This is a genomic window from Pseudomonas mosselii (assembly GCF_003205295.1).
Taxonomy (GTDB): Bacteria; Pseudomonadota; Gammaproteobacteria; order Pseudomonadales; family Pseudomonadaceae; genus Aquipseudomonas; species Aquipseudomonas mosselii_B.
Genome location: NZ_QJRP01000020.1, coordinates 52,928 through 75,165, shown reverse-complemented (window position 1 = coordinate 75,165; position 22,238 = coordinate 52,928). Strand labels below are relative to the sequence as shown.

General features: G+C 65.2%; 19 protein-coding genes. 8 read left to right on the top strand and 11 right to left on the bottom strand.

Annotation, left to right across the window (positions count from 1 at the left end; genetic code table 11):
• The gene (locus tag DMX06_RS18465) at window positions 1–564 is read right to left on the bottom strand and encodes a helix-turn-helix domain-containing protein (protein ID WP_110738774.1); all 564 of its coding nucleotides are present in this window, start codon (window positions 562–564) and stop codon (window positions 1–3) included.
• 84 nt (window positions 565–648) lie between these two features.
• Between DMX06_RS18465 and DMX06_RS18460 the strand changes: the two genes are divergently transcribed.
• The 7 genes from DMX06_RS18460 to DMX06_RS18425 all read left to right on the top strand — a co-directional run bounded on the left by DMX06_RS18460 (window position 649) and on the right by DMX06_RS18425 (window position 8,033).
• Entirely contained in the window at window positions 649–1,593 is a 945-nt protein-coding gene (locus DMX06_RS18460) for a DMT family transporter (RefSeq protein WP_110738773.1), read from the top strand.
• Window positions 1,594–1,984: 391 nt separating this feature from the next.
• Window positions 1,985–4,891, top strand: coding sequence for a monovalent cation/H+ antiporter subunit A (locus tag DMX06_RS18450; protein ID WP_110738771.1), 2,907 nt, complete (start codon window positions 1,985–1,987; stop codon window positions 4,889–4,891).
• On the top strand, window positions 4,891–5,235 hold the full coding sequence (locus tag DMX06_RS18445; protein ID WP_028690551.1) for a Na+/H+ antiporter subunit C: 345 nt from the start codon (window positions 4,891–4,893) through the stop codon (window positions 5,233–5,235). Before DMX06_RS18450 ends, DMX06_RS18445 begins: the two co-directional genes overlap by 1 nt.
• Complete coding sequence (locus DMX06_RS18440) at window positions 5,232–6,911, top strand: monovalent cation/H+ antiporter subunit D (RefSeq protein ID WP_110738770.1); 1,680 nt, start codon at window positions 5,232–5,234, stop codon at window positions 6,909–6,911. Before DMX06_RS18445 ends, DMX06_RS18440 begins: the two co-directional genes overlap by 4 nt.
• Window positions 6,908–7,396: a Na+/H+ antiporter subunit E gene (locus DMX06_RS18435; RefSeq protein WP_110738769.1), complete on the top strand. Its 489-nt coding sequence runs from the start codon at window positions 6,908–6,910 to the stop codon at window positions 7,394–7,396. Before DMX06_RS18440 ends, DMX06_RS18435 begins: the two co-directional genes overlap by 4 nt.
• Complete coding sequence (locus tag DMX06_RS18430; protein ID WP_011534656.1) at window positions 7,393–7,671, top strand: K+/H+ antiporter subunit F; 279 nt, start codon at window positions 7,393–7,395, stop codon at window positions 7,669–7,671. The genes DMX06_RS18435 and DMX06_RS18430 overlap by 4 nt, the downstream gene beginning before the upstream one ends.
• Window positions 7,668–8,033, top strand: coding sequence for a Na+/H+ antiporter subunit G (locus tag DMX06_RS18425; RefSeq protein ID WP_110738768.1), 366 nt, complete (start codon window positions 7,668–7,670; stop codon window positions 8,031–8,033). Before DMX06_RS18430 ends, DMX06_RS18425 begins: the two co-directional genes overlap by 4 nt.
• A gap of 3 nt (window positions 8,034–8,036) precedes the next feature.
• Here the strand turns inward: DMX06_RS18425 and DMX06_RS18420 are convergent, their stop codons facing one another.
• The 5 genes from DMX06_RS18420 to DMX06_RS18395 form a co-directional block, all read right to left on the bottom strand.
• Window positions 8,037–8,246, bottom strand: a complete 210-nt coding sequence (locus tag DMX06_RS18420) for a hypothetical protein (RefSeq protein WP_110738767.1) — start codon at window positions 8,244–8,246, stop codon at window positions 8,037–8,039.
• On the bottom strand, window positions 8,243–8,713 hold the full coding sequence (locus tag DMX06_RS18415) for a hypothetical protein (RefSeq protein WP_110738766.1): 471 nt from the start codon (window positions 8,711–8,713) through the stop codon (window positions 8,243–8,245). Before DMX06_RS18415 ends, DMX06_RS18420 begins: the two co-directional genes overlap by 4 nt.
• 507 nt (window positions 8,714–9,220) lie before the next feature.
• Entirely contained in the window at window positions 9,221–9,415 is a 195-nt protein-coding gene (locus DMX06_RS18405) for a hypothetical protein (RefSeq protein ID WP_110738764.1), read from the bottom strand.
• Window positions 9,416–9,531: 116 nt separating this feature from the next.
• On the bottom strand, window positions 9,532–11,130 hold the full coding sequence (locus tag DMX06_RS18400; RefSeq protein ID WP_110738763.1) for a methyl-accepting chemotaxis protein: 1,599 nt from the start codon (window positions 11,128–11,130) through the stop codon (window positions 9,532–9,534).
• Between the two features lie 161 nt (window positions 11,131–11,291).
• Window positions 11,292–11,696 (bottom strand): TraR/DksA family transcriptional regulator, encoded by a 405-nt coding sequence (locus DMX06_RS18395; RefSeq protein ID WP_110738762.1) that lies wholly within the window; start codon window positions 11,694–11,696, stop codon window positions 11,292–11,294.
• 349 nt (window positions 11,697–12,045) lie between these two features.
• On the opposite strand from DMX06_RS18395, the gene DMX06_RS18390 reads away from it, so the two are divergent.
• On the top strand, window positions 12,046–16,599 hold the full coding sequence (locus DMX06_RS18390) for a hypothetical protein (RefSeq protein ID WP_146232216.1): 4,554 nt from the start codon (window positions 12,046–12,048) through the stop codon (window positions 16,597–16,599).
• Between the two features lie 36 nt (window positions 16,600–16,635).
• Here DMX06_RS18390 and DMX06_RS18385 read toward each other — a convergent pair whose 3' ends face one another.
• From DMX06_RS18385 to DMX06_RS18365, 5 genes are read right to left on the bottom strand one after another with little or no spacing between them, the layout of a single operon-like run.
• Window positions 16,636–17,409, bottom strand: coding sequence for an enoyl-CoA hydratase (locus DMX06_RS18385; protein ID WP_110738760.1), 774 nt, complete (start codon window positions 17,407–17,409; stop codon window positions 16,636–16,638).
• Window positions 17,410–17,422: 13 nt separating this feature from the next.
• Window positions 17,423–18,550 (bottom strand): acyl-CoA dehydrogenase, encoded by a 1,128-nt coding sequence (locus tag DMX06_RS18380; RefSeq protein ID WP_110738759.1) that lies wholly within the window; start codon window positions 18,548–18,550, stop codon window positions 17,423–17,425.
• Window positions 18,551–18,558: 8 nt separating this feature from the next.
• Window positions 18,559–19,752 (bottom strand): acetyl-CoA C-acyltransferase, encoded by a 1,194-nt coding sequence (locus DMX06_RS18375; RefSeq protein WP_110738758.1) that lies wholly within the window; start codon window positions 19,750–19,752, stop codon window positions 18,559–18,561.
• Between the two features lie 12 nt (window positions 19,753–19,764).
• The gene (locus DMX06_RS18370; RefSeq protein WP_110738757.1) at window positions 19,765–20,532 is read right to left on the bottom strand and encodes an SDR family NAD(P)-dependent oxidoreductase; all 768 of its coding nucleotides are present in this window, start codon (window positions 20,530–20,532) and stop codon (window positions 19,765–19,767) included.
• Between the two features lie 12 nt (window positions 20,533–20,544).
• Window positions 20,545–22,191 carry an AMP-binding protein gene (locus DMX06_RS18365; protein ID WP_110738756.1) on the bottom strand — a complete coding sequence of 549 codons (1,647 nt, stop codon included), beginning with the start codon at window positions 22,189–22,191 and terminating at the stop codon, window positions 20,545–20,547.
• Window positions 22,192–22,238 lie beyond the last annotated feature (47 nt).

The following is a 22,238-nucleotide window of genomic DNA, read 5'->3' as shown; positions in this document are numbered from 1 at the left end:
TCAGATCACCACGTTGCGCACAAACCGCACCGGCTCCTGGCCATCGTTGCGGTAGGCGTAGCGGCAGTCACTGGGGAAGACGAAGAACTCGCCCTTGCCCAGTTGCCGCTCGCCTCCTTCGATGATCAAGGTCAGGCGGCCTTCGGCCACATAGATCTGCTCGCTCCAACCGGCGGCGTCGGCCTCGCTGGCGTAGCATTCGCCGGGCGCCAGGGTCCACTCCCACAGTTCGACTTCCCGTCGCGCCGGGCTGCTGCCGAGCAGCACGGCGCGGCTGGCGGGATGTTCACCGGCCCAGGCCAGCTCTTCGATGCGGCTGGGGTCACGCCGGTCTGGCGCCTGGATCAGGGTGCTGAACGCTACCCCCAGCGCTTCGGCGATCAGGTCCAGGGTGGTGAGGCTGACATTCTTCTCGCCGGCCTCGATGGCCACCAGCATTCGCCGGCTGACCCCGGAGCGTTCGGCCAGGGCGGCCTGGCTCAGGCCGGCGTCGCCACGCAGGCGGCGAACGTTCTGGCTGACATGTTGCAACACCGATGCGCGGTGCTCGGAATCTTTGTGCACTATATTGCTCACTGGTAGGGGATGCGCAGTATACTGCCCACTTTGCGGCGAATTGTGCGCCGCCCCTTCCGAGTGTGCAAGACCATGAACCAGGCCCCCGCCCGCAAACCCACTGTCACCTTGCGCCTGAGCAAGGCCGAACTGGTGCTGGTGTTCATCACCATGCTCTGGGGCGGTACCTTCCTGATCGTGCACAACGTCATGACCGTCAGCGGGCCGATGTTCTTCGTCGGCCTGCGCTTTGCCGCCGCCGCGCTGTTCGTCGGCCTGGTGTCGGCCCGTTCGCTGCCGGGGCTGACCTTCACCGAGCTCAAGGCCGGCGTGCTCATCGGCGTGTCGATCATGCTCGGCTACGGCTTGCAGACCATGGGCCTGCAGACCATCAGCAGCAGCCAGTCGGCCTTCATTACCGCGCTTTACGTGCCCTTCGTACCCCTGCTGCAATGGCTGGTGCTGGGCCGCCGCCCGGGCCTGATGCCGAGCCTGGGCATCGGCCTGGCTTTCGTCGGCCTGATGCTGCTGGCCGGCCCCGAGGGCGGCGCGCTGCACTTCAGCGAAGGCGAGCTGGTGACCCTGGTCAGCGCCGTGGCGATCGCCGGCGAGATCATCCTGATCAGCCGCTACGCCGGCAAGGTCGATGTGCGTCGGGTCACCGTGGTGCAGCTGGCCACCGCCTCGGCGCTGTCGTTCCTGATGATCGTGCCGACCCAGGAGCAACTGCCCGACTTTTCCTGGCTGCTGCTGGTCAGCGCGGTGGGCCTGGGGGCCATGAGCGCGGTGATCCAGGTGGCGATGAACTGGGCGCAGCAGTCCGTCTCGCCGACCCGCGCCACCCTGATCTACGCCGGCGAGCCGGTGTGGGCCGGCATCGTCGGGCGCATCGCCGGCGAGCGCCTGCCGGGCGTGGCCTTGATCGGCGGGCTGCTGATCGTGCTGGCGGTGGTGGTGAGCGAGCTGAAGATCCGTCGCCAGGATGAGGCCGATACCTTGCAGGATGATGAGGCGCGCGAGCGTGAGGCAGGGTTGTAGCGCCCTGTGGCCTATCGCCCAGCACTTTGGGCTGCGCTTTCGCGCAGGAAACCATGATTGCGCAGCCAACGCGCACCCTGTGGGAGCGGCCTTGCCGAGGCGTCGGACCGGTCGGAAAGGGGCGCGTAGCGGCCCCAGGGATTCAGCGTTGACGCATCAATAGCCGGGGCTGCCTTGCAGCCCTTTCGCGACACAAGGCCGCTCCCACAGGGAATGCGCATGGTTTGAATACAGCCCCACAGGCACACGATCAGCCGCTATGCTCTGAAAGAAACTGTTATAAAAAAACAGCTTGTCACAGCACATTTGTAGGATCCTGCAACCGCTTGCGTGTTGGTGATCAACCGCCCGGCACGTATGATCCTTGGCAAACTTCTCAGAACAGAACGCTATGTCATTGATTGTGCTATTGCTTCTGCCCTTCCTGGGCAGTTGCCTGGCGGCTGTACTGCCGCACAACGCACGCAACGCCGAGTCCATTCTTGCCGGGCTCGTGGCCCTGGTCGGCACCGTCCAGGTGGCGTTGCTGTACCCCCAGATTGCCGATGGCGGGGTGATCCGCGAAGAGTTCCTCTGGTTGCCGAGCCTGGGCCTGAACCTGGTCCTGCGCATGGACGGCTTCGCCTGGCTGTTCAGCCTGCTGGTGCTGGGCATCGGCACCCTGGTGTCGCTGTACGCCCGCTACTACATGTCGCCCCAGGACCCGGTGCCGCGTTTCTTTGCCTTCTTCCTGGCGTTCATGGGCGCCATGCTCGGCCTGGTGATCTCCGGCAACCTGATCCAGCTGGTGTTCTTCTGGGAGCTGACCAGCCTGTTCTCCTTCCTGCTGATCGGCTACTGGCACCACCGCGCCGATGCCCGTCGCGGCGCCTACATGGCGCTGATGGTCACGGGGGCCGGCGGCTTGTGCCTGCTGGTCGGGGCCCTGCTGCTCGGCCATGTGGTCGGCAGCTATGACCTGGACAAGGTCCTGGCTGCCGGCGACACCATCCGCCAGCATGCGCTGTACCCGGTGCTGCTGCCCCTCATCCTGATCGGCGCCCTGAGCAAGAGCGCGCAATTCCCCTTCCAGTTCTGGCTGCCCCATGCCATGGCGGCGCCCACCCCCGTCTCGGCTTACCTGCACTCGGCGACCATGGTCAAGGCCGGGGTGTTCCTGCTGGCCCGGCTGTGGCCGGCGCTGTCGGGCAGCGAGGAATGGTTCTGGATCGTCGGCGGCGCCGGCGCAGCCACCCTGCTGCTCGGCGCCTTCGCCGCGATGTTCCAGAACGACCTCAAGGGCCTGCTCGCCTATTCGACCATCAGCCACCTGGGCCTGATCACCCTGCTGCTTGGTCTGAACAGCCCGCTGGCGGCGGTCGCCGCGGTGTTCCACATCCTCAACCATGCCACCTTCAAGGCCTCGCTGTTCATGGCCGCAGGCATCATCGACCACGAGAGCGGCACCCGTGACATCCGCCGCTTGAGCGGCCTGTTCCGCCTGGTGCCATTCACCGCAACCCTGGCCATGGTAGCCAGTGCCTCGATGGCCGGCGTGCCGTTGATGAACGGTTTCCTGTCCAAGGAGATGTTCTTCGCCGAGACCGTGTTCATCACCTCCAGCGCCTGGGTCGAAGCGGCCCTGCCGGTGATCGCCACCCTGGCCGGGACCTTCAGCGTGGCCTATGCGCTGCGCTTCACCGTCGACGTGTTCTTCGGCCCACCAGCCCAGGACCTGCCGCACACGCCCCACGAGCCGCCGCGCTGGATGCGCGCGCCGGTCGAACTGCTGGTGCTCACCTGCCTGGTGGTCGGCATCTTCCCGGCGCAATCGGTCGGCCCGCTGCTGGCCGCGGCCGCCACACCGGTGGTGGGCGGCGTCCTGCCGGAATACAGCCTGGCCATCTGGCACGGCTGGAACGCACCGCTGATGATGAGCCTGATCGCCATGACCGGCGGCATCGTCCTCTACCTGCTGCTGCGCAAGCAGCTGCAACGCGGCCGCTTCCCCTACCCGCCGCTGATCGAGCGCTTCAACGGCAAGCGCCTGTTCGAGCACGGCCTGGTGCGCCTGATGCTGCTGGCCCGCCGCGTCGAGCGCCTGCTGACCACCCGGCGCCTGCAGACCCAGCTGTTCATGCTGGTGCTGGCGGCATTCATCGCCGGCCTGGTGCCGCTGCTGTACAGCGGCCTGAGCTGGGGCGACCGACCGAAGATCCCGGGCTCCGGAGTCTTCGTCGCACTTTGGCTGATCGCCATTGCCTGCGCCATCGGCGCCGCCTACCAGGCCAAGTACCACCGCCTGGCAGCCTTGATCATGGTCGGCGTCTGCGGCCTGATGACCTGCATCACCTTCGTCTGGTTCTCGGCGCCGGACCTGGCGCTGACCCAGCTGGCGGTCGAGGTGGTCACCACCGTGCTGATCCTGCTCGGCCTGCGCTGGCTGCCACGGCGGATCGAAGGCGTGTCGCCGCTGCCCGGCAGCCAGGACCGCGCGCGCCTGCGGCGCCTGCGCGACCTGGTGCTGGCGGTGCTGGTCGGCGGCGGCATGGCGCTGCTGTCCTACGCCATGCTGACCCGTCCGACACCCAACGACATCTCGTCGTTCTACCTCAGTCGCGCCTTGCCCCAGGGCGGCGGCAGCAATGTGGTCAACGTGATGCTGGTGGACTTCCGTGGCTTCGACACCCTCGGCGAGGTCACCGTGCTGGTGGCCGTGGCGCTGACCGTGTTCGCCCTGCTGCGCCGCTTCCGCCCACCGAAGGAGAGCATGCAGTTGCCGGCCCAGCAGCGTCAGCTGGCGCCGGACGTGGTCACCGACCTGGTCAACCCGCGCCAGGCCACCGACACCGCACTCGGCTTCATGATGGTGCCGGCCGCCCTGGTGCGCCTGCTGCTGCCGATCGCCCTGCTGGTGTCGATGTACCTGTTCATGCGCGGCCACAACCAGCCGGGCGGCGGTTTCGTCGCCGGCCTGGTGATGTCGGTGGCGTTCATCCTGCAGTACATGGTCGCCGGCACCCAGTGGGTGGAGGCGCAGATGAGCCTGCGTCCGCTGCGCTGGATGGGCACCGGCCTGCTCTGCGCCACCCTCACCGGGGCCGGGGCGATACTGCTGGGCTACCCGTTCCTGACCACCCACACCGCGCACCTGCACCTGCCGCTGCTGGGTGACGTGCACGTGGCCAGCGCGCTGTTCTTCGACATCGGCGTGTACACCGTGGTGGTCGGCTCGACCCTGCTGATCCTCACCGCCCTGGCCCACCAGTCGGTGCGTGCCTACCGCCCCGCCAAGTCCAGCCAAGCAGGAGCCGCCTGATGGAAGAAGTCATTGCAGTCGCCATCGGTGTCCTGGCCGCCTCCGGGGTCTGGCTGGTCCTGCGCCCGCGGACCTACCAGGTGATCATGGGCCTGTGCCTGCTGTCCTACGGGGTCAACCTGTTCATCTTCAGCATGGGCAGCCTGTTCATCGGCAAGGAGCCGATCATCAAGGACGGCGTGCCCCACGACCTGCTGCACTACACCGACCCGCTGCCCCAGGCGCTGGTGCTCACCGCGATCGTCATCAGCTTCGCCATGACCGCGCTGTTCCTGGTGGTGCTGCTCGCCTCCCGCGGGCTGACCGGGACCGACCACGTCGATGGCCGGGAGCGTGAGGAATGAGCGGGATGAACCAATTGATCATCGCGCCGATCCTGCTGCCGTTGATCACCGCATCGTTGATGCTGCTGATCGGCGAGAAGCACCGCTGGCTGAAGGCGCGCCTGAACCTGCTGTCCACCGCCCTCGGCCTGGGCATCGCCGTCACCCTGCTGATGTGGGTGCGCACCCAGGGCCAGGCCGAATCCATCGGCGTCTACCTGCCGGGCAACTGGCCGGCGCCGTTCGGCATCGCCCTGGTGGTCGATCACCTGTCGGCGCTGCTGCTGACCCTCACCGGCATCGTCGGCTTGAGCGCCCTGCTGTTCGCCCGGGCACGCTGGGACGGCGCCGGAGCCAGCTTCCACGCGCTGTTCCAGATCCAGCTGATGGGCCTGTACGGCGCCTTCCTTACCGCCGACCTGTTCAACCTGTTCGTGTTCTTCGAAGTGCTGCTGGCGGCCTCCTACGGCCTGCTGCTGCATGGCTCGGGGCGGGCGCGGGTCAAGGCCGGGCTGCACTACATCGCCATCAACCTGTTCGCTTCGTCGCTGTTCCTGGTCGGCGCGGCCATGCTCTATGGCGTCACCGGCACCCTGAACATGGCCGACCTGGCGCTGAAGGTGCCGCTGGTGCCGGAAGCCGACCGCGGCCTGCTGCATGCCGGCGCGGCGATCCTGGCCATCGCCTTCCTGGCCAAGGCCGGGATGTGGCCGTTGAACTTCTGGCTGGTGCCGGCCTATTCATCGGCCAGCGCGCCGGTGGCCGCGCTGTTCGCGATCATGACCAAGGTCGGCCTGTACGCCATCCTGCGCATGTGGACGCTGCTGTTCTCCGGCCAGGCGGGCGCCTCGGCATTCTTCGGTGGCGACTGGCTGGTGTACGGCGGCCTGGCGACCCTGGCCGTGGCGGCCATGTCGATCCTCGCCGCCCAGCGCCTGGAGCGCCTGGCGGCCCTGAGCATCCTGATGTCCGCCGGCACGCTGCTGGCCGCCGTCGGCTTCGGCCAGTCGATCCTGACCGGCGCCGCGCTGTTCTACCTGGCAAGCTCCACCCTGGCCCTGTGCGCGCTGTTCCTGCTGGCCGAGCTGGTGGAGCGCTCGCGCTCGGCCAACGAGGCGCCGCTGGACGACGAAGAGGACGCGATGCCCTCGCCCCTGGAGTCGCTGCACCCGCCCAAGGGCATCAACCTGGACGACGAGCAGCAGGTGGTGATCGGCCAGATCATTCCCTGGACCATGGCCTTCCTGGGTTTGAGCTTCATCGCCTGCGCCCTGCTGATCATCGGCATGCCGCCGCTGTCGGGCTTCATCGGCAAGCTCAACCTGATCAGCGCACTGTTCAACCCGCAGGGGCTGGGAGTTGCCCCGGAGCAACCGCTGGGCACCGCGGGCTGGATCCTGGTCACCCTTCTGGTGTTGTCCGGCATGGCCTCGCTGATCGCCTTCGGCCGCGTCGGCATCCAGCGCTTCTGGAAGCCCGAGGAGCGCCCCTCCCCGGTGCTGCGCCGCTATGAATGCGTGCCCATCGTCATCCTCCTGGGCCTGTGCATCTTCCTCAGCCTCAAGGCCGAGCCGCTGCTGCGCTACACCCAGGACACCGCCGCCAGCCTGCGCACGCCGGAAGCCTACATCAATGCCGTGATGTCGACGCGGCCAGTACCTGGCCCGACCACCGCCGACCTGGAGCTGCAGCCATGAACCGACTGTTTCCCGCGCCGCTGCTGTCAGTCGCGCTGTTCGTGCTGTGGCTGCTGCTCAATCTGTCGGTCAGCCCGGGCAACCTGCTCCTGGGTGCCCTGCTGGGCATCCTCGCGCCGATCCTGATGGCGCCGCTGCGCCCGCAGCATGCCCACGTGCGTCGGCCCTGGGTGATCGCCAAGCTGATCGGCCGGGTCGGCCTCGACGTGATCCATTCCAACCTGCTGGTCGCCCGTGGCGTGCTGCGCGCCGGCAGCACGCCACCGCGCTCGGCATTCGTGCACATCCCGCTGGACCTGCGCGACGCCCACGGCCTGGCGGCGCTGTCGATGATCACCACCGTGGTGCCGGGCACCATCTGGTCGGAGCTGGCCCTGGACCGCAGCGTACTGCTACTGCACGTGTTCGATCTGGACGATGAACCGGCGTTCATCGAGCACTTCAAGCACACCTATGAACGTCCGCTGATGGAGATCTTCGAATGAGCGGCCTGCTTGCCAATGCCGTCCTCGCCAGCCTGTTCATCTTCGCCCTGGCCATGGGCCTGACGCTGATCCGGCTGTTTCGCGGCCCATCCGCCCAGGATCGGGTACTGGCACTGGACTACCTTTACATCCTGGGCATGCTGATGATGCTGGTGCTGGGGATACGCTATGCCAGCGACACCTACTTCGAAGGCGCCCTGCTGATCGCCCTGTTCGGCTTTGTCGGCTCCTTCGCCCTGGCCAAGTTCCTCCTGCGTGGCGAGGTGATCGAATGAACGAATCCTTGGTATTGCCGTTCTGGCTGGAGCTGGTCACGGCCGCCCTGCTGCTTACCGGCAGCCTGTTCGCGCTGATCGGCGCCATCGGCCTGGTGCGCCTGAAGGAGTACTTCCAACGCATGCACCCGCCCGCGCTGGCCTCGACCATCGGCGCCTGGTGCGTGGCGCTGGCCTCGATCCTGTATTTCTCGATGCTCAAGCAGAGCCCGGTGCTGCACGCCTGGCTGATCCCGATCCTGCTGTCGATCACCGTGCCGGTGACCACCCTGCTGCTGGCCAGGGCCGCGCTGTTTCGCAAGCGCACCTCGGGCGAGGACGTGCCGGAAGAAGTCAGCAGCGGACGCGATCGCGGGAACTGAGCCTCAGGCCTGGCTCAGGCGCTGCAACTCGCGTCGCACCATGGCGACGAAGGGGGGCGGGCTCATTTGGTAGAGCTCGCCGGCCACCCAGGCCAGCCAAGCGCCCTGCAGTTCAACCCGGCGCGCCAGCAGGCGCTCGGCCTGTTCGACCGCCCCGGCCTGGTGCTGACGGTGGAAATCGGCCCGCGATGCGGGCGTGTCCTCGTCGCTCACTCGCTGGCCTTGAAGGTGGTCAGCTCGCCCTTGCGCCACTTGGCGACCTTGCCAGTCACCGCCTTGAGCAGCTTGCCCAGGCCTTCCTGGACCTGCTGCTGGGCCGCAAACACCAGCATCACGCCCTGCCCTTCACGGAACACGATGGCCTCGCCTTCGGGCACGGAAACGAAGGCGTAGTCGCCCTGCCCGTAGACATTGAACTTGATCTCACGAAAACGCAGTTCGAGCTTGCCGCCTTCGCGGCTGGGCAGCACCGCGGCGCGGAAGTGGTCACCCACTTTCAACTCCAGGCGCTGCTTGTCGTCGACCACCATGGCGTCGTCGGTATCGATCTCGGCCATGTACAGGCCTTCGGGGTTCTGCTCGGTGACATACACGAAGCGCCCCTGGAACAACTTGACCAACTGGGCGCGCAAATCGCCCAGGGCGAACAACGCATGGGTATCCAGAGTACTGACTGCCAATGAAAAGCTCCTCACATCAATTACAGCAGGCCGCACCGCGCACGCCGCTGGGCGTGGGGTGGCAGCCACTCAAAGTCGAAGTCCGATGGACCATGGATTCGGTAAGCGAAGATCCACGCACACGAACGATACGCCAAGCAGGGAACACTTCCCCGCTGGAACATCCGGCGTGCTTCGGCAAACTATCCGCAAATAGGAAACGTAATACCTGACAGCTAAAGGGTCAGGAAAGATGCGACTACTGAGGGCGACACTTCAGCTCAAGTGTGCCCCACCCCTTCATCGCGCATTACAGGTACAGGAATATGCACGAAAACACCGAATTCCGTCGAGAGGCACGTAGCATTTCTTGTCGCACGGCCGTGCCAGGCATATCCCGGTATAGCGTCGTGGCCGCCGGTATCGGCTTTTTCCACATCACTGAAACCCACTCGGGCAAAGTCCACGGATTCCGCCAACGCTACCAGGACGCCTGGGAGCTCGCACGCTACCTGGAGCGCTGAGGGCTCACGCCGCATGGTTCCTATCCACCTGCTGTTGCCACGCAGCCTGGCACTCCAGGGCCTCGTCGCGGCTGGCGAAGGCGGTTCCACGGCGCTCGCCGTCAACCAGTACCACCCAGCACACCCTTTTGCCCAAGGTCTGCAAGGACCGTGGCACACCACTACCGATCATCACGGCCACCTCGACTCGGCTCGTCATAATTCCCTCCGGAATTTAATTAGCCACCTAACGATGTGTCCATGATACGTCCTGTACTGCTTACAAATAAAGCGCAAGGCAGAACAGCAGTGTTACATCCCAGGCAACAAATCGCCTCAGTCGAGCCCGGGTTCGGGCCGATACCCCAGACGCAGGCCACCCCAGTGCCGGCCTGCGACGAAGATCGGCACCGACAGGTCGTGCATCAGCTCTCCGGTGTCTCGCGTGTAGGTCTGCAACAGCACCCGCTGCTGATGGCTGCCGCAGCGGGCGCCCGTGCGGTCGTCAAACATGCGCTTGCTGCGGTTGTGCGCTGTGTCGCTGGCGATATCGCCGGTCAGTGGCTGGTTGAAGGCATTGTTGTGGGTCGGCACATAGCCCTGCTGGGTACAGGCGATGGCATACACCAGCCCATCGTGCTGCAGCAATGGCTCCTGGAGCTGTGGCAGCACGGTATCGGTGTAGTGGTCGAAGCGCGTGGTGAAACGCGGGGGCTGCATGCCGGCAATCGGCCGATACTGTCGGTCGAACAGATCGTCCAGGCCAATGCGTCCCTGTTCGATATCCGCCTCGAAACGCTCGCCGATGTGCCGCGCGCCCGCCTGCGCCAGCTCAAACACCCGTTGGTGGTAAGCGTCCAGACCGACCTCGGCCAACCGTTCGCTGAGGCTTTCCACCTGCCCCTCCATCTGCACCGCCGCCTTGGCCAGGCGCCGGGTCTGCTGGTCGCTGACCTCCAGATCGCCGCGCACCTGGGCCACGGCCTGGAACAGGGTGTCGAGCTGGGCTTGATTGATCTGGGTGCCCCCGGCGATTTCGCTCACCTGGCCCTCGACACTGGCTGCCAGGCTGGCGATCTGCGCCAGCTGCCCACCGGCCTGCTCGACCTGGCCGACACCCTTGCCCAGGTCCTCGGCCAGCGTGCGGATCTGCGCCACCACCTGGGCGGTGCGCGCCTGGATGTCGGCGACCATCTGCCCCACCTCCTCGGTGGCGCTGGCGGTGCGTCCGGCCAGACCGCGCACCTCGTCGGCCACCACCGCGAAGCCACGGCCATGTTCACCCGCCCGCGCCGCCTCGATGGCGGCGTTGAGCGCCAGAAGGTTGGTCTGGCTGGCAATGCCCTGGATCACCAGCGTGACCCGGGCAATATCCTCGCTGCGCTGATGCAAGGCCTCGATCAACTCGCGGCTGGCCGAAGCGCGCACACTCAAATCGCGCATGCACTGAATGGATTCGGCCAGCACCTCGCTGCCGACCACGCTGCTGCCGTGGGCTGAACGAGCAGCTTCCAGTGCCTGCTGGCTTAGCTGGGCAGTCTGCTCCTCGGTGGTGATCATGATCTCGGCGCTGCCGACGATGTCCTGGGCAGCCCCAAGCTGCGACTGCACCCGGGCGGCCAGTTGCTGTACCGAGTGGGCCACTGCAGCGGCCGACAACGCATTATGGCTGGTGCCACGGGCCAATTCTTGAAGCAGCGAACCTTCCTGGGCAGGTGCAGGCGCCGGCTGCACGACGACCGCCTTGCGCGCACGCGGTAACCACAGCACCGAAAGCGCCAACGGCAAGGCCAGGTACAAGGACAGCCCGGCGAACGCCATGGCCGCCAACACCGCGCACAGCACAACGCCCTGCAACAGGGCGACGACGGCTCCCGCAGGAGAGGGGGTGGCCCGCGCTGCTTCGCTGGCCGGCAGAGATCCTTCTCGCATCATCTTCGTGATCCATCCGCATGTCGTTATTGTGACGACATTAAACGCCACTATAACGCCATTATCCACGCTCACTTGGATGCAGCCGGCCAGCCATTGATACAAGGCAAGAAAATACGAAGGCCCCAGGGATCACTCCGTGGGGCCTTGCGCAAGGCGTTGGATCAGATCTGCCGCTGGTGGCGGTCGAGCTGCTCGTGACGCTCCTGGGCTTCGATGCAGTACTTGGTGGTCGGGCTGATCAGCAGGCGCTTCAGGCCGATCGGCTCGCCGCTGTCGTCGCACCAGCCGAAGCTTTCATCGGCGATGCGGTCCAAGGCCATCTCCAGCTGCGGCAGCAGGCGCTGGTCACGATCGATGGCATTGACCAGCCAGGTGCGCTCTTCCTCGACCGACGCCACGTCAGCGGGATCCGATGGGGTATCCAGGCTTTCGATGGAATTGCGGCTGAGTTCGATGCGCTCGTGGGTTTCGACTTTCATCGCCTGCAGCAACGCGGTGAAGTACGCGAGCTGCTCGGCGTTCATGTAGTCATCGGCCGACATGGCCAGCAACTGTTCCTTGGTCATCGACTTCTCTATGAAAAATGTGCATTTGGGCGATTCAGGTGCCACCGACGACGTATCGTCGGTAGCGAAATTCTTCAAGCGCCAACCGGCACTCTTTTACAGGGGGCGGCAGTCTAAGGTGCCGCGTCGCAGTGGGCAACATAAATGACGGAGGATTTGTCCGAAATGGCCAGGAATCCGCCTACTGGTGCGCCGCCTGCCGCTTCGCGACGGCCAGGAAGCAATATGTCGTAACAATACCGCCTTCCATCACGCCTGAACGCAAACGGCGCAACGGCTGGAGGTATCGGGTTAGTGACCACAAATCGTCGCAAATACGCTTCATACGGCCTCTACTCACGTATGAGGCTTGATCATGAACGACCTACCGCACCTACGCCTTGCCCGCTCCAGCCCGCTTCAATGCAAGATTGCCCGGCGGTTCAGCGAACGTCCCGAGCTGCTCGACGCCGCAGACCATATCCTCGCCGCTCAGTGGCCACATTATCTACCGAACGTCACCCATGATCCAAGGGCACTTTATCTCGCCAGCCGAAATCCACGTTCCGGCAACCTGTGGGTTCGCCCCTTGTCGCATGTGCTCGCCGAGCGCTATTGCATGCGCCGGACACTCAACCTCACGGTTGGCGAGGATACCCTCACCACCCGCGTCGATGGTGATCCTGCCTGGCAGGTGACCATGCCTCTGCACCAGGTGGAGTTGCTGGTCAATGACAACGCACCGTTATTGCTCGGGGTGTATCAGCAATCGTTGGCAAGCTATTGGAGCCGCTTCGACAACAGTGGTGAAACCCCCTGGCGCTGGTACGCCGAAGACCTTCGCAAGCGCTTTCTGGAGGCCGTCGAGGCCCACCAGAGCGCTGGCAGCCTACCCGCGTTCGCCCTGACCGTCGCCAGGCTGGTGCATGCCTACCCCGACCCCGATCACAGGAACTGGCAGAATGCAGCCGGCCTGAGCGTCTCACAGCTTGCCGTGGACTTTTCCAAGGATGGGACGCTGGACAACGACCTGGCGAGCGCACTGCTGATCGAACACAGCGATGCCGACCCAAAGCGCAACCTGACCCTGCTCTATACCCTGACAGGCAAGCTGCTCGCTTTCCCTTCCCGCCAGGAGATGCTGGAGAGCATCGGTCGATACTGGCCCACGAGATCCCTGACCACCTCTCGGGAAGTCAGCATCGATCGGACCGCCCAAGGGGACTTCGAAAGCATGGCGCTGGGCGTGCTGGAACAGCAACTACGGGTGATCGACCATCGCGCCACGGCCTATCGAAGCAGACTCGACGCCATCAACATGAGCCTGGAACTGGACCGGCTTACCTCCATGCTCGACCTGTGCAGCGAAGCCGAGTCCAATCAGCGCAACGCGATATCGGCCCTACTGCCGGACTGGCTGCGTAACGCCAGGAGCCAGCCCTTGTTGCATTACAGCACGCTGCTGCTCGACGTCGCCCAGTCCTGTCAGAACACCAGCGGGCAATTCTGGCTCGACGGTGTCGACAACGCCGAGGACTTCGCCAATCGGCAACTGGCCGCGCGCTTCACGGCGGATTATCCGGGTGCCCCGCTCGACCCTGGGCAGGTCAGGGTCGTCAACTACCAGACCATCGCCGCCCCCGCCGCGCGCCCAGGGCTTACCAGCACGGGCAAGGTGAATCCCGTCACCTTCTCCCTCGCCCAATTGGCCATTGCCAACATCGGCCTGCTCAAGCCCGGACGGGTGGAGTTGCTTTCGAACAGCGCAGACCTGCTGCCTGGCTGGCTGAACGAAAACTACCTGCGCACAGTGGTCAGCGAGCTGGACATCGCCAGCGCATACCCCGCCATGCTACGCAGCAAGCTGTTGGATGACATCTCCCAACGCGGGCAGCGTCAACGCCTGCTCATTGCGCAACTCGCCAGCCAATTGCCCGCACTGGCGCAGGAGCTTTACCTGCGCGGAAAACTGCCGGATCAGGACGTTGCCAGCCATATCGCCCAGGTGTTCAGCACCGCAGACGACGATGACCCGAAGCGCTGGGTCATCCGACCGCTGGGTCTGCTCAAGGCGCCTGGCTCTACAGTGGATCATCCACGCAACACCTGGCTCATCGAGCCACGGTCACCCAACGCCGACAGTTGCCTGTTGTACCGTCCCCTGCACGAGGACAGCCTGTTGCAGTTCAGCGATCGGCTGGCGCTGTTCGTCGCCATCAGTACCCCTGGCGCCCTGCAGGATGACCTGCTGCAACGCCTTCCGGCCGAAGACCGCAGGTTCTATGCCCATGGCGGCTTCCTCGAACCTCACCTGTTCGTTCCACTGGATGACACCAGCGCCATCCCGTTCGGCAGGCCAGCTCCGGTGGAACTGACAATCGAATCGCCTTCCAACGACCTCGGCGCAGACCTCTACCTTGCCTGCGTCAACGAATCGATCCAGACGTTTGAAGCGCATGCCTCGACGAGCGCACAGACCCGCTGGACGCGCTGGAAAGAGCTGGGCTGGCTGCTGTTCAACACCCTGCTCCCCTTGGCGGGAGGCGCCCTGGGCAAGGTGGCGTGGCTGGCGCAGATGGAAGAGGCACTGGCCGAATTCGTTAGCACCGATGCCGAACACGACCCCACCGGGCACGAGCTGGCAGAGGTCAACCTGCTGGTCAATATCGCCCTGCTGCTGGCCGTCCATTCGATTACCCGCCTGAATGAGCAAAGCGGCAAGGCACGCACGCTTGGCGCACCGGTCATGCCTCTGGTCGCATCCGAGCCGAAACCCGTGCCCCCCAGCGTGGTCCAGGCCGCCTCTTCGCTCCATCTCGACTTCAGCTGGACGCGCCCCACCCAAACCTTGACTGCCGTGCAAAGCACCGCACTGCGAGCCTTGCGGGCGGATACCAATACCGCCTCACTCGGTGAACCGCTGCCCAGAGGCGCCCTGCGTGGCCTGTACCTGCAGGGTGACAAGCTCTATGCACTGCTGCACGGCAACCTCTACCAGGTCATGCTCGACATGCCTCGCAACCAGATGCGCATCGTCGGCCCCGACCAAGCCGCAGGCCCTTGGCTGCGCCGCGACGAGGCCGACCGCTGGCAATTGGACCTGAGATTGACGCTCAAGGGCGGCATGCCGCTGTCCGAGCAGATCCGCAAGCTGCAACTGGAAAAGGAAAGCGCCCTGCGTACCGCTAACGAACAGATCAAGGCCGACAAGGACGTCATCGACGCCAGGATCCGGGAACAGACCACCCTGGAGAAGCTGGTGGCCGCACCGCTCGACGACGCCCGCTTGCAGACCTGCCAGGACAAGCTCGACACGCTGTCGGAATTCTGGGCAACGCATATCGAACATCTGAAACAGCGCAACACCTTGCAACCGGTGAAGGAGTTCAAGAAAGTCCATGCCTTCGCGCTGTATCAGGACAGTTTCTGCCAGCGGCTGCTGCGCAAGGTCCTGCACCTGCGTTATCAACCTGATCGGGGCCAGTTGCTCAAAGCTGCCCGCCTCCAGCAGGCCGGCGAGACACTTACCCCCGCGGACGTCAATATCATCGCCGCCCGCCTGGACAGGCTGGCGCCCCTGATTGAGCGGATGATCGACAACAATCGACGCCTGCTCCACTGCCAGGATGAGCTGAACAAGCTGGCCAGCCCCCACCAACCTGAGATCCAGCAATGGCGAAACCTCGCCAGCAGCATGCCTGCGACCCAGGAACGGGAACTGATCCTGCGTTTCCTGCGGCTCGAGGGGTTGCTCAACCGCATGACGCTGGTCCATGGCCTGAGCGAAGAGGCGTGCTATTGGAGAGACCGCTTCTGGGGCAGCTTCGAACTGGGTATCGCTCAGCGTGCGAGGCTCTTCAAGCTGGAAAGTGCCGATGACGAAATCACCGCCAGGCTGCTACGCAGCATCATCGAACATCTCCAGACTGCGGCGCGGCAACTGGAGATATTCACGGAATTGGCCAAAGGCGATGCAGCGCAGCAGACGACGCGGCAGATGAAGGAACAACTCGATTGGCTGTTATCGCAAAACCGCCAAGAGCTGGACGAACTGCCCGACTACCCTCCGCTCAGCACGCTGGGACAATTGCGCAAGAAAGTGCCCGGGCTGATCGAGACCACCGAGCACGGGCTCCTGCTAGCCGAGCCTCGTAGCGACGATGCGAATACCGTCGACATCCCTGGCCCGGACAACAGGACACCCGCACGTACCTATCACCTCAAGCATGGCAATTGGGTGGAGCTCAAACCCGCCCAGACCGCCTCCCGTCCAACGCAGATGAGCCTGAAGCGCCTGCTCAAGGAAAGCGACACGTTGATTGCGCAGACCCACGACGAGGTGTCGAGTCTGCAAGCGCATCCGAATCGCTATCTGCCGGTGGAGATAGAAGAGAGCGTGCTTTATCAACGCACCCGCCTGCTCGAACGGGTCGATGCCATCGAGACACGCCTGACCGAGGACAACGAAACCGACGAGGCCCGTGGTGGCAAGGATGCCGAGCGGGTCGCCGGATCCCTGCGCAGGCTGGCGGAGGAGTTGCAGGGAACGGCGACGCGGCTACGCGTGTCAGCCGCCCTCACGCAGAAACCGCGCATGGGTGAAGTCATGTACCTGGTCGATGGCGGACACTTGCAGTTACGGGCCGAGGGAGCACGCAATCGACTGGCCAGGCTCAAGGGCCGGCCCGCCGATTTTCTCGACGAGTACAGCATCAGCCATGATGGCAAGGTACTGTGGTACGCGCACTTCCATTACCCTTCGATGAGCACGGCCAAGGCCGACTTCACCGCTGGGCATCTCAAGACCGCGGAGCAACGGCACATGCCGGGCCAGCGCTACAGCGATGACAGCGGCAGGGTGTTCGACGTCTATCGCGCACCGATCACCAGCGCGGCCGCCGCCCGATACTTCTTCGACTTGTAAGCCAGGGGGCGCGGCGCAGGCTGCGCCCCCTTCCCGTCAGCGGTCCTTGAACTGCGCCTCGCGCTTGGCAATGAACGCAGCCATACCCTCTTTCTGGTCCTCGGTGGCGAACGCGGCATGGAACACCCGGCGCTCGAAGCGCACGCCTTCGCTCAGGGTGACCTCGAAGGCGCGGTTGACGCTTTCCTTGACCATCATGCTCACCGGGATCGACTTGCTGGCGATGGTCGCGGCCACCTTCAACGCCTCTTCCACCAGCTCCGCCTGCGGCACGATGCGCGCCACCAGGCCGGCACGCTCGGCTTCCTCGGCGCCCATCAGGCGGCCGGTCAGGCACAGTTCCATGGCCTTGGCCTTGCCCACGGCGCGGGTCAGACGCTGGGTACCGCCCATACCCGGCAGCACGCCGAGGTTGATTTCCGGCTGGCCGAACTTGGCGTTGTCGGCGGCGAGGATGAAGTCGCACATCATCGCCAGCTCGCAGCCACCGCCCAGGGCGAAGCCCGATACCGCGGCGATGATCGGCTTGCGCCGGCTGGCAATGCGATCGGCATCGCTGAACAGGTCCTCGACGTAGATCTGCGGGTATTGCAGCTCGGCCATTTCCTTGATGTCGGCGCCGGCGGCAAAGGCCTTGGCGGAACCGGTCAGCACCACGCAGCCGATGTTCGGGTCACGCTCCAGCTGGTCCAGGGCCTGGTTGATCTCGCCGACGATCTGCGCGTTCAGCGCGTTCAGCGCCTGGGGGCGGTTGAGGGTGATCAGGCCGACCTTGCCGTGGATGTCCAACAGGATGGTTTCGAATGCCATGCAGTCTGCTCCTTCAAAGATTGCGCGCAATGACCATGCGCTGAATGTCGCTGGTGCCTTCGTAGATCTGGCAGACCCGCACGTCGCGGTAGATCCGCTCCAGCGGGAAGTCACTCAGATAGCCATAACCGCCCAGGGTCTGCAAGGCGTCCGAACAGACCTTTTCGGCCATTTCCGAGGCGAAAAGCTTGGCCATCGAGGCTTCCACCAGTGCCGGACGCCCGGCGTCGCGCAGGGCGGCGGCGTGCAACACCATCTGCCGGGCCACGGCAATCTTCGTCGCCATGTCGGCCAGGCGGAAGGCCACGGCCTGGTGCTCGATCAGCGGCTTGCCGAAGGTCTGCCGCTCGTTGGCGTAGTCGCGCGCCGCTTCGAATGCGGCCCGGGCCATGCCCACCGACTGCGAGGCGATGCCGATGCGGCCGCCTTCAAGGTTGGCCAGGGCGATCTTGTAGCCCTGCCCTTCTTCACCGAGGCGGTTGGCCACCGGCACGCGCACGTTGTCGAAGACGATCTGGCAGGTGTCGGAGGCGTGCTGACCGAGCTTGTCCTCGACCCGCGCCACCTGGTAACCCGGTGAATCGGTAGGCACGATGAAGGCCGTGATACCACGCTTGCCGGCGTCCGGATCGGTCACGGCGAAAACGATCACCACCCCGGCGTTCTGCCCGGACGTGATGAACTGCTTGCTGCCATTGAGCACGTAGTGGTCGCCTTCCAGACGAGCGCGGGTCTTCAGGCTGCTGGCGTCGGAGCCGGCCTGGGGCTCGGTCAAGGCAAAGGCGCCGAGCATCGCACCGCTGGCCAACGGCGCCAGGAACTGCTGTTTCTGCGCCTCTGTACCGAACTTGAGGATCGGCACGCAGCCCACCGAATTGTGCACGCTCATGATGGTCGAGCAGGCGCCGTCACCGGCGGCGATCTCTTCCAGGGCCATGGCATAGGCCACATAACCGGTGTCGCTGCCGCCGTACTGTTCCGGCACCAGCATGCCGAACAGGCCCAGGCCGGCCATCTCTTCGATGGCCTCCTTAGGGAAGCGGTGTTCCTTGTCCCATTGCTCGGCAAACGGCTTCAGGCGCTCCTGGGCGAAGTCGCGCACGGCGTCGGCGATCTGTTGTTGCTCTTCAGTTACCAGCATGATTCACCTCAGTACAGGCACTCGACCGCCATGGCCGTGGCTTCGCCACCGCCGATGCAGATGGCCGCCACGCCACGGCGCAGGTTGTTCTGGCGCAGGGCCGACAGCAGGGTTACCAGAATGCGCGCGCCCGAGGCGCCGATCGGGTGGCCCAGGGCACAGGCGCCGCCGTGGATGTTGACCTTTTCATGGGGCAGGTCGAGTTGCTTCATGGCCGCCAGGGTGACCACGGCGAAAGCCTCGTTGATCTCGAACAGGTCCACCTCGGCCAGGTTCCAGCCGGTGCGCTTGAGCAGCTTGTCGATGGCGCCAATGGGCGCGGTGGGGAACAGCGCCGGGGTGTCGGCAAAGGCCGCGTGGCCATGGATCACCGCCAGCGGCTTGAGGCCGCGTTTCTCAGCCTCTGAGCGACGCATCAGCACCAGCGCGGCGGCGCCGTCGGAGATCGAACTGGAGTTGGCCGCGGTGACGGTACCGCCTTCGCGGAAGGCCGGCTTGAGCTGCGGGATCTTGTCCAGGCGCGCCTTGGGCGGCTGCTCGTCGTCCTTGATGACGCGCTTCTCCTTGCCCTCGGTGACTTCAACCGGAACGATCTCGGCGGCGAAGCGGCCGCTCTTGATCGCGTCCTGGGCACGGGTCAGCGAAGCGATGGCGAAGGCGTCCTGGGCCTCACGGCTGAAGTCGCCCTTCTGCGCGCAGTCCTCGGCGAAGGTACCCATCAGGCGGCCCTTGTCGTAGGCGTCTTCCAGGCCGTCCATGAACATGTGGTCGATGATCTTGCCGTGGCCCATGCGGTAGCCGCCACGGGCCTTGTCCAGCAGGTACGGAGCGTTGGTCATGCTTTCCATGCCACCGGCGACGATCACGTCGGCGCTGCCGGCCAGCAGTTGGTCATGGGCCATGATCGCCGCCTGCATGCCCGAGCCGCACATCTTGTTCAGGGTGGTGCAGGTGGTGTGCTTGTCCAGGCCGGCACCCAGCGCCGCCTGGCGTGCCGGTGCCTGGCCCTGGCCGGCCGGCAGCACGCAACCGAACAGCACTTGCTCGACACTGGCGGCATCGATACCGGCACGTTCGACGGCGGCGCGGATCGCCGCGCTGCCCAACTGCGCCGCGGTCAGGCTCTTGAGGTCGCCCTGCAGGCCGCCCATCGGCGTGCGCACGGCGCTGACGATGACAATCGGATCGTGGTTCAGGCTCATGTTCGGTTCTCCTTACTTGGCAGCCATGCGCAGCGCGCCGTCGAGACGGATCACTTCGCCGTTGAGCATGCTGTTCTCGATGATATGACGAGCGAGCGCTGCGTACTCCTGTGGACGGCCCAGGCGCGGCGGGAACGGCACGCCGGCGGACAGCGAGGCGCGTACTTCGTCGGTCATGCCGGCCATCATCGGGGTTTCGAAAATGCCGGGGGCGATGGTCATCACGCGAATGCCGAAGCGGGCCAGTTCGCGGGCCGCCGGCAGGGTGAGACTGGCGATGGCACCCTTGGAGGCAGCATAGGCGGCCTGGCCGATCTGGCCGTCGTAGGCGGCGATGGAGGCAGTATTGATGATGACACCCCGCTCGCCGCCCTCGTCCGCCGGCCCTTCGGCCATGGCCGCGGCGGCCAGGCGCAGCAGGTTGAAGCTGCCGATCAGGTTGACGTTGATGACCTTGGCGAAGCTGCCCAGGGCGTGCGGGCCGTTCTTGCCCAGGACCTTCTCGGCACCGACGATGCCGGCGCAGTTCACCAGCCCGTGCAGGCTGCCGAATGCGCTGACGGCGGCATCGACCGCCGCCTTGGCGGCCTGCTCGTCGCTGATGTCGGCCACCGCGAAACGGGCATTGGCGCCCAGTTCGGCGGCCTTGGCCTCGACGGCCGCGGCGTTCAGGTCGACCAGCATGACCTTGGCGCCAGCCTCGATGAGCATCTGCGCGGTGGCGGCGCCCAGGCCCGAGGCCGCGCCGCTGACGATGAAATTCTTTTGAGTGATGAGCATATCGGTCTTCCTTCAGGCGCCCGCAGCGATCGGCTGCGCGGCTTGTTGTCGGGCGATTTCCTGGTTGCGCAGGATGAAGCGTTGCAGCTTGCCGCTCGGGGTCTTGGGCAGCTCGCCGACGAATTCGATTTCACGCGGATAGGCGTGGGCGTAGAGGCGCTGGCGTACATGCTGGCGCAGGGTTTCCTCAAGCTCTGCGCTGCCCAGGTAACCCTGGGCCAGCACCACGAAGGCCTTGATCAGCTCGGTGCGTTCCGGGTCGGGTTTGCCGATCACCGCCGCCTCGACCACGGCCGGGTGCTCGATCAACGCGCTTTCCACGTCGAACGGGCCGACCCGGTAGCCTGAAGTGGTGATCACGTCGTCGCTGCGGCCGACGAAACTGATGCTGCCGTCCTGGTTGAGCTCGACGGTGTCGCCGGACAGGTAGTACTTACCGACGAAGGCCTTGGTCGGCAGCCCTTGGTAACCGGCGAACCAGCACAGCGGCGACTGCTCGCGGTCCACCGCAAGGATGCCGGGCTGGCCGGCAGGCAGTTCGTTGCCCTGCTCGTCCACCACGACGATGCGGTGGCCGGGAATGGCGAAGCCGGCCGAGCCCAGGTGCACCGGGTGCGCCAGCGCATGGTGGTTGCACAGCACCATGCCCAGCTCGGTCTGGCCGTAGTGGTCGTGGATGGTCACGCCGAGCTCGTCGTCGAACCAGCGGATCACCTCAGGGTTGAGCGGTTCGCCGGCACTGCTGACTACCCGCAGGCGCCCTTTGATCGGCGCCGAGAATGCGCTGCCCGCCGCGATCAGCAGCCTGTAGGCCGTGGGCGAGCCTGCCAGGTTGGTGATACCCAGCTTGTCGATGACCCGCGCGCAGCTTTCGACGCTGAACGGGCCGTCGTAGAAGGTGGTGGCGTGGCCCAGTGACAGCGGTCCGGTGACCGCATAGTAAAGGCCATAGGCCCAGCCGGGGTCGGCCAGGTTCCAGAAGTTGTCGTCCGGGCGCAGGCCGATGGCGTCGCGCATGTAGCCCTGGAACGCGACGATGGCGCGCAATGGTACTTCCAGCGGCTTGGCCGGGCCGGTGGTGCCCGAGGTAAACATCAGCAGGAAAGGATCGTTGCCAGTACGCATCACTGGCGCGCAATCGCCGGCGGCGGCCGCGAGACTGCGATGGAAGTCCAGTTCGCCCTCGACGGCACCGACCGTGACGACAGTCGGACAGTCCGCCACCTCATCGAGCTTGGGCCGGTTGTGGCGGTCGGTGACCACCACCTTGGCGTGGGACTGCTCAAGACGGTGCTCGATGGCCTTGGGGCCGAAAGCGGTGAACAATGGCTGGTAGACCGCGCCCAAGCGCCAGGTGGCGAGGATGGTCACCAGCAATTCGGGGGTACGCGGCATGAGCCCGGCGACCCGGTCGCCGGCCTCGACGCCCTGGGCCTTGAGCACGTTGGCAAAGCGTGCGGCCAGGGCCTGCAGCTGATCGAAGGTATAGCGCCCGCTGTTGCCATCACGGTCTTCCCAGACCAGGGCGGGCTTGTCGCTGCCAGTGTGGCGGTCGCAGCACTCGACACAGGCGTTGAGGGCCTCGAGGTTGCCATGCAGCGCCGCAGTGGCGGCCCGGGCATGGTCGAACGAACGGGCGGCCTCGGCGTAATCGCGCATCGTCAGACTCCTGGTTTCTTATTGTTGGAGTGCACCATCGGTCTGAC

Coding starts and splice junctions, on each gene's coding strand:
- DMX06_RS18460 (WP_110738773.1), top strand. CDS start 649: ATGAACCAGGCCCCCGCCCGCAAACCCACTGTCACCTTGCGCCTGAGC.
- DMX06_RS18450 (WP_110738771.1), top strand. CDS start 1,985: ATGTCATTGATTGTGCTATTGCTTCTGCCCTTCCTGGGCAGTTGCCTG.
- DMX06_RS18445 (WP_028690551.1), top strand. CDS start 4,891: ATGGAAGAAGTCATTGCAGTCGCCATCGGTGTCCTGGCCGCCTCCGGG.
- DMX06_RS18440 (WP_110738770.1), top strand. CDS start 5,232: ATGAGCGGGATGAACCAATTGATCATCGCGCCGATCCTGCTGCCGTTG.
- DMX06_RS18435 (WP_110738769.1), top strand. CDS start 6,908: ATGAACCGACTGTTTCCCGCGCCGCTGCTGTCAGTCGCGCTGTTCGTG.
- DMX06_RS18430 (WP_011534656.1), top strand. CDS start 7,393: ATGAGCGGCCTGCTTGCCAATGCCGTCCTCGCCAGCCTGTTCATCTTC.
- DMX06_RS18425 (WP_110738768.1), top strand. CDS start 7,668: ATGAACGAATCCTTGGTATTGCCGTTCTGGCTGGAGCTGGTCACGGCC.
- DMX06_RS18405 (WP_110738764.1), bottom strand. CDS start 9,415: ATGACGAGCCGAGTCGAGGTGGCCGTGATGATCGGTAGTGGTGTGCCA.
- DMX06_RS18400 (WP_110738763.1), bottom strand. CDS start 11,130: ATGATGCGAGAAGGATCTCTGCCGGCCAGCGAAGCAGCGCGGGCCACC.
- DMX06_RS18395 (WP_110738762.1), bottom strand. CDS start 11,696: ATGACCAAGGAACAGTTGCTGGCCATGTCGGCCGATGACTACATGAAC.
- DMX06_RS18385 (WP_110738760.1), bottom strand. CDS start 17,409: ATGGCATTCGAAACCATCCTGTTGGACATCCACGGCAAGGTCGGCCTG.
- DMX06_RS18380 (WP_110738759.1), bottom strand. CDS start 18,550: ATGCTGGTAACTGAAGAGCAACAACAGATCGCCGACGCCGTGCGCGAC.
- DMX06_RS18375 (WP_110738758.1), bottom strand. CDS start 19,752: ATGAGCCTGAACCACGATCCGATTGTCATCGTCAGCGCCGTGCGCACG.
- DMX06_RS18370 (WP_110738757.1), bottom strand. CDS start 20,532: ATGCTCATCACTCAAAAGAATTTCATCGTCAGCGGCGCGGCCTCGGGC.
- DMX06_RS18365 (WP_110738756.1), bottom strand. CDS start 22,191: ATGCGCGATTACGCCGAGGCCGCCCGTTCGTTCGACCATGCCCGGGCC.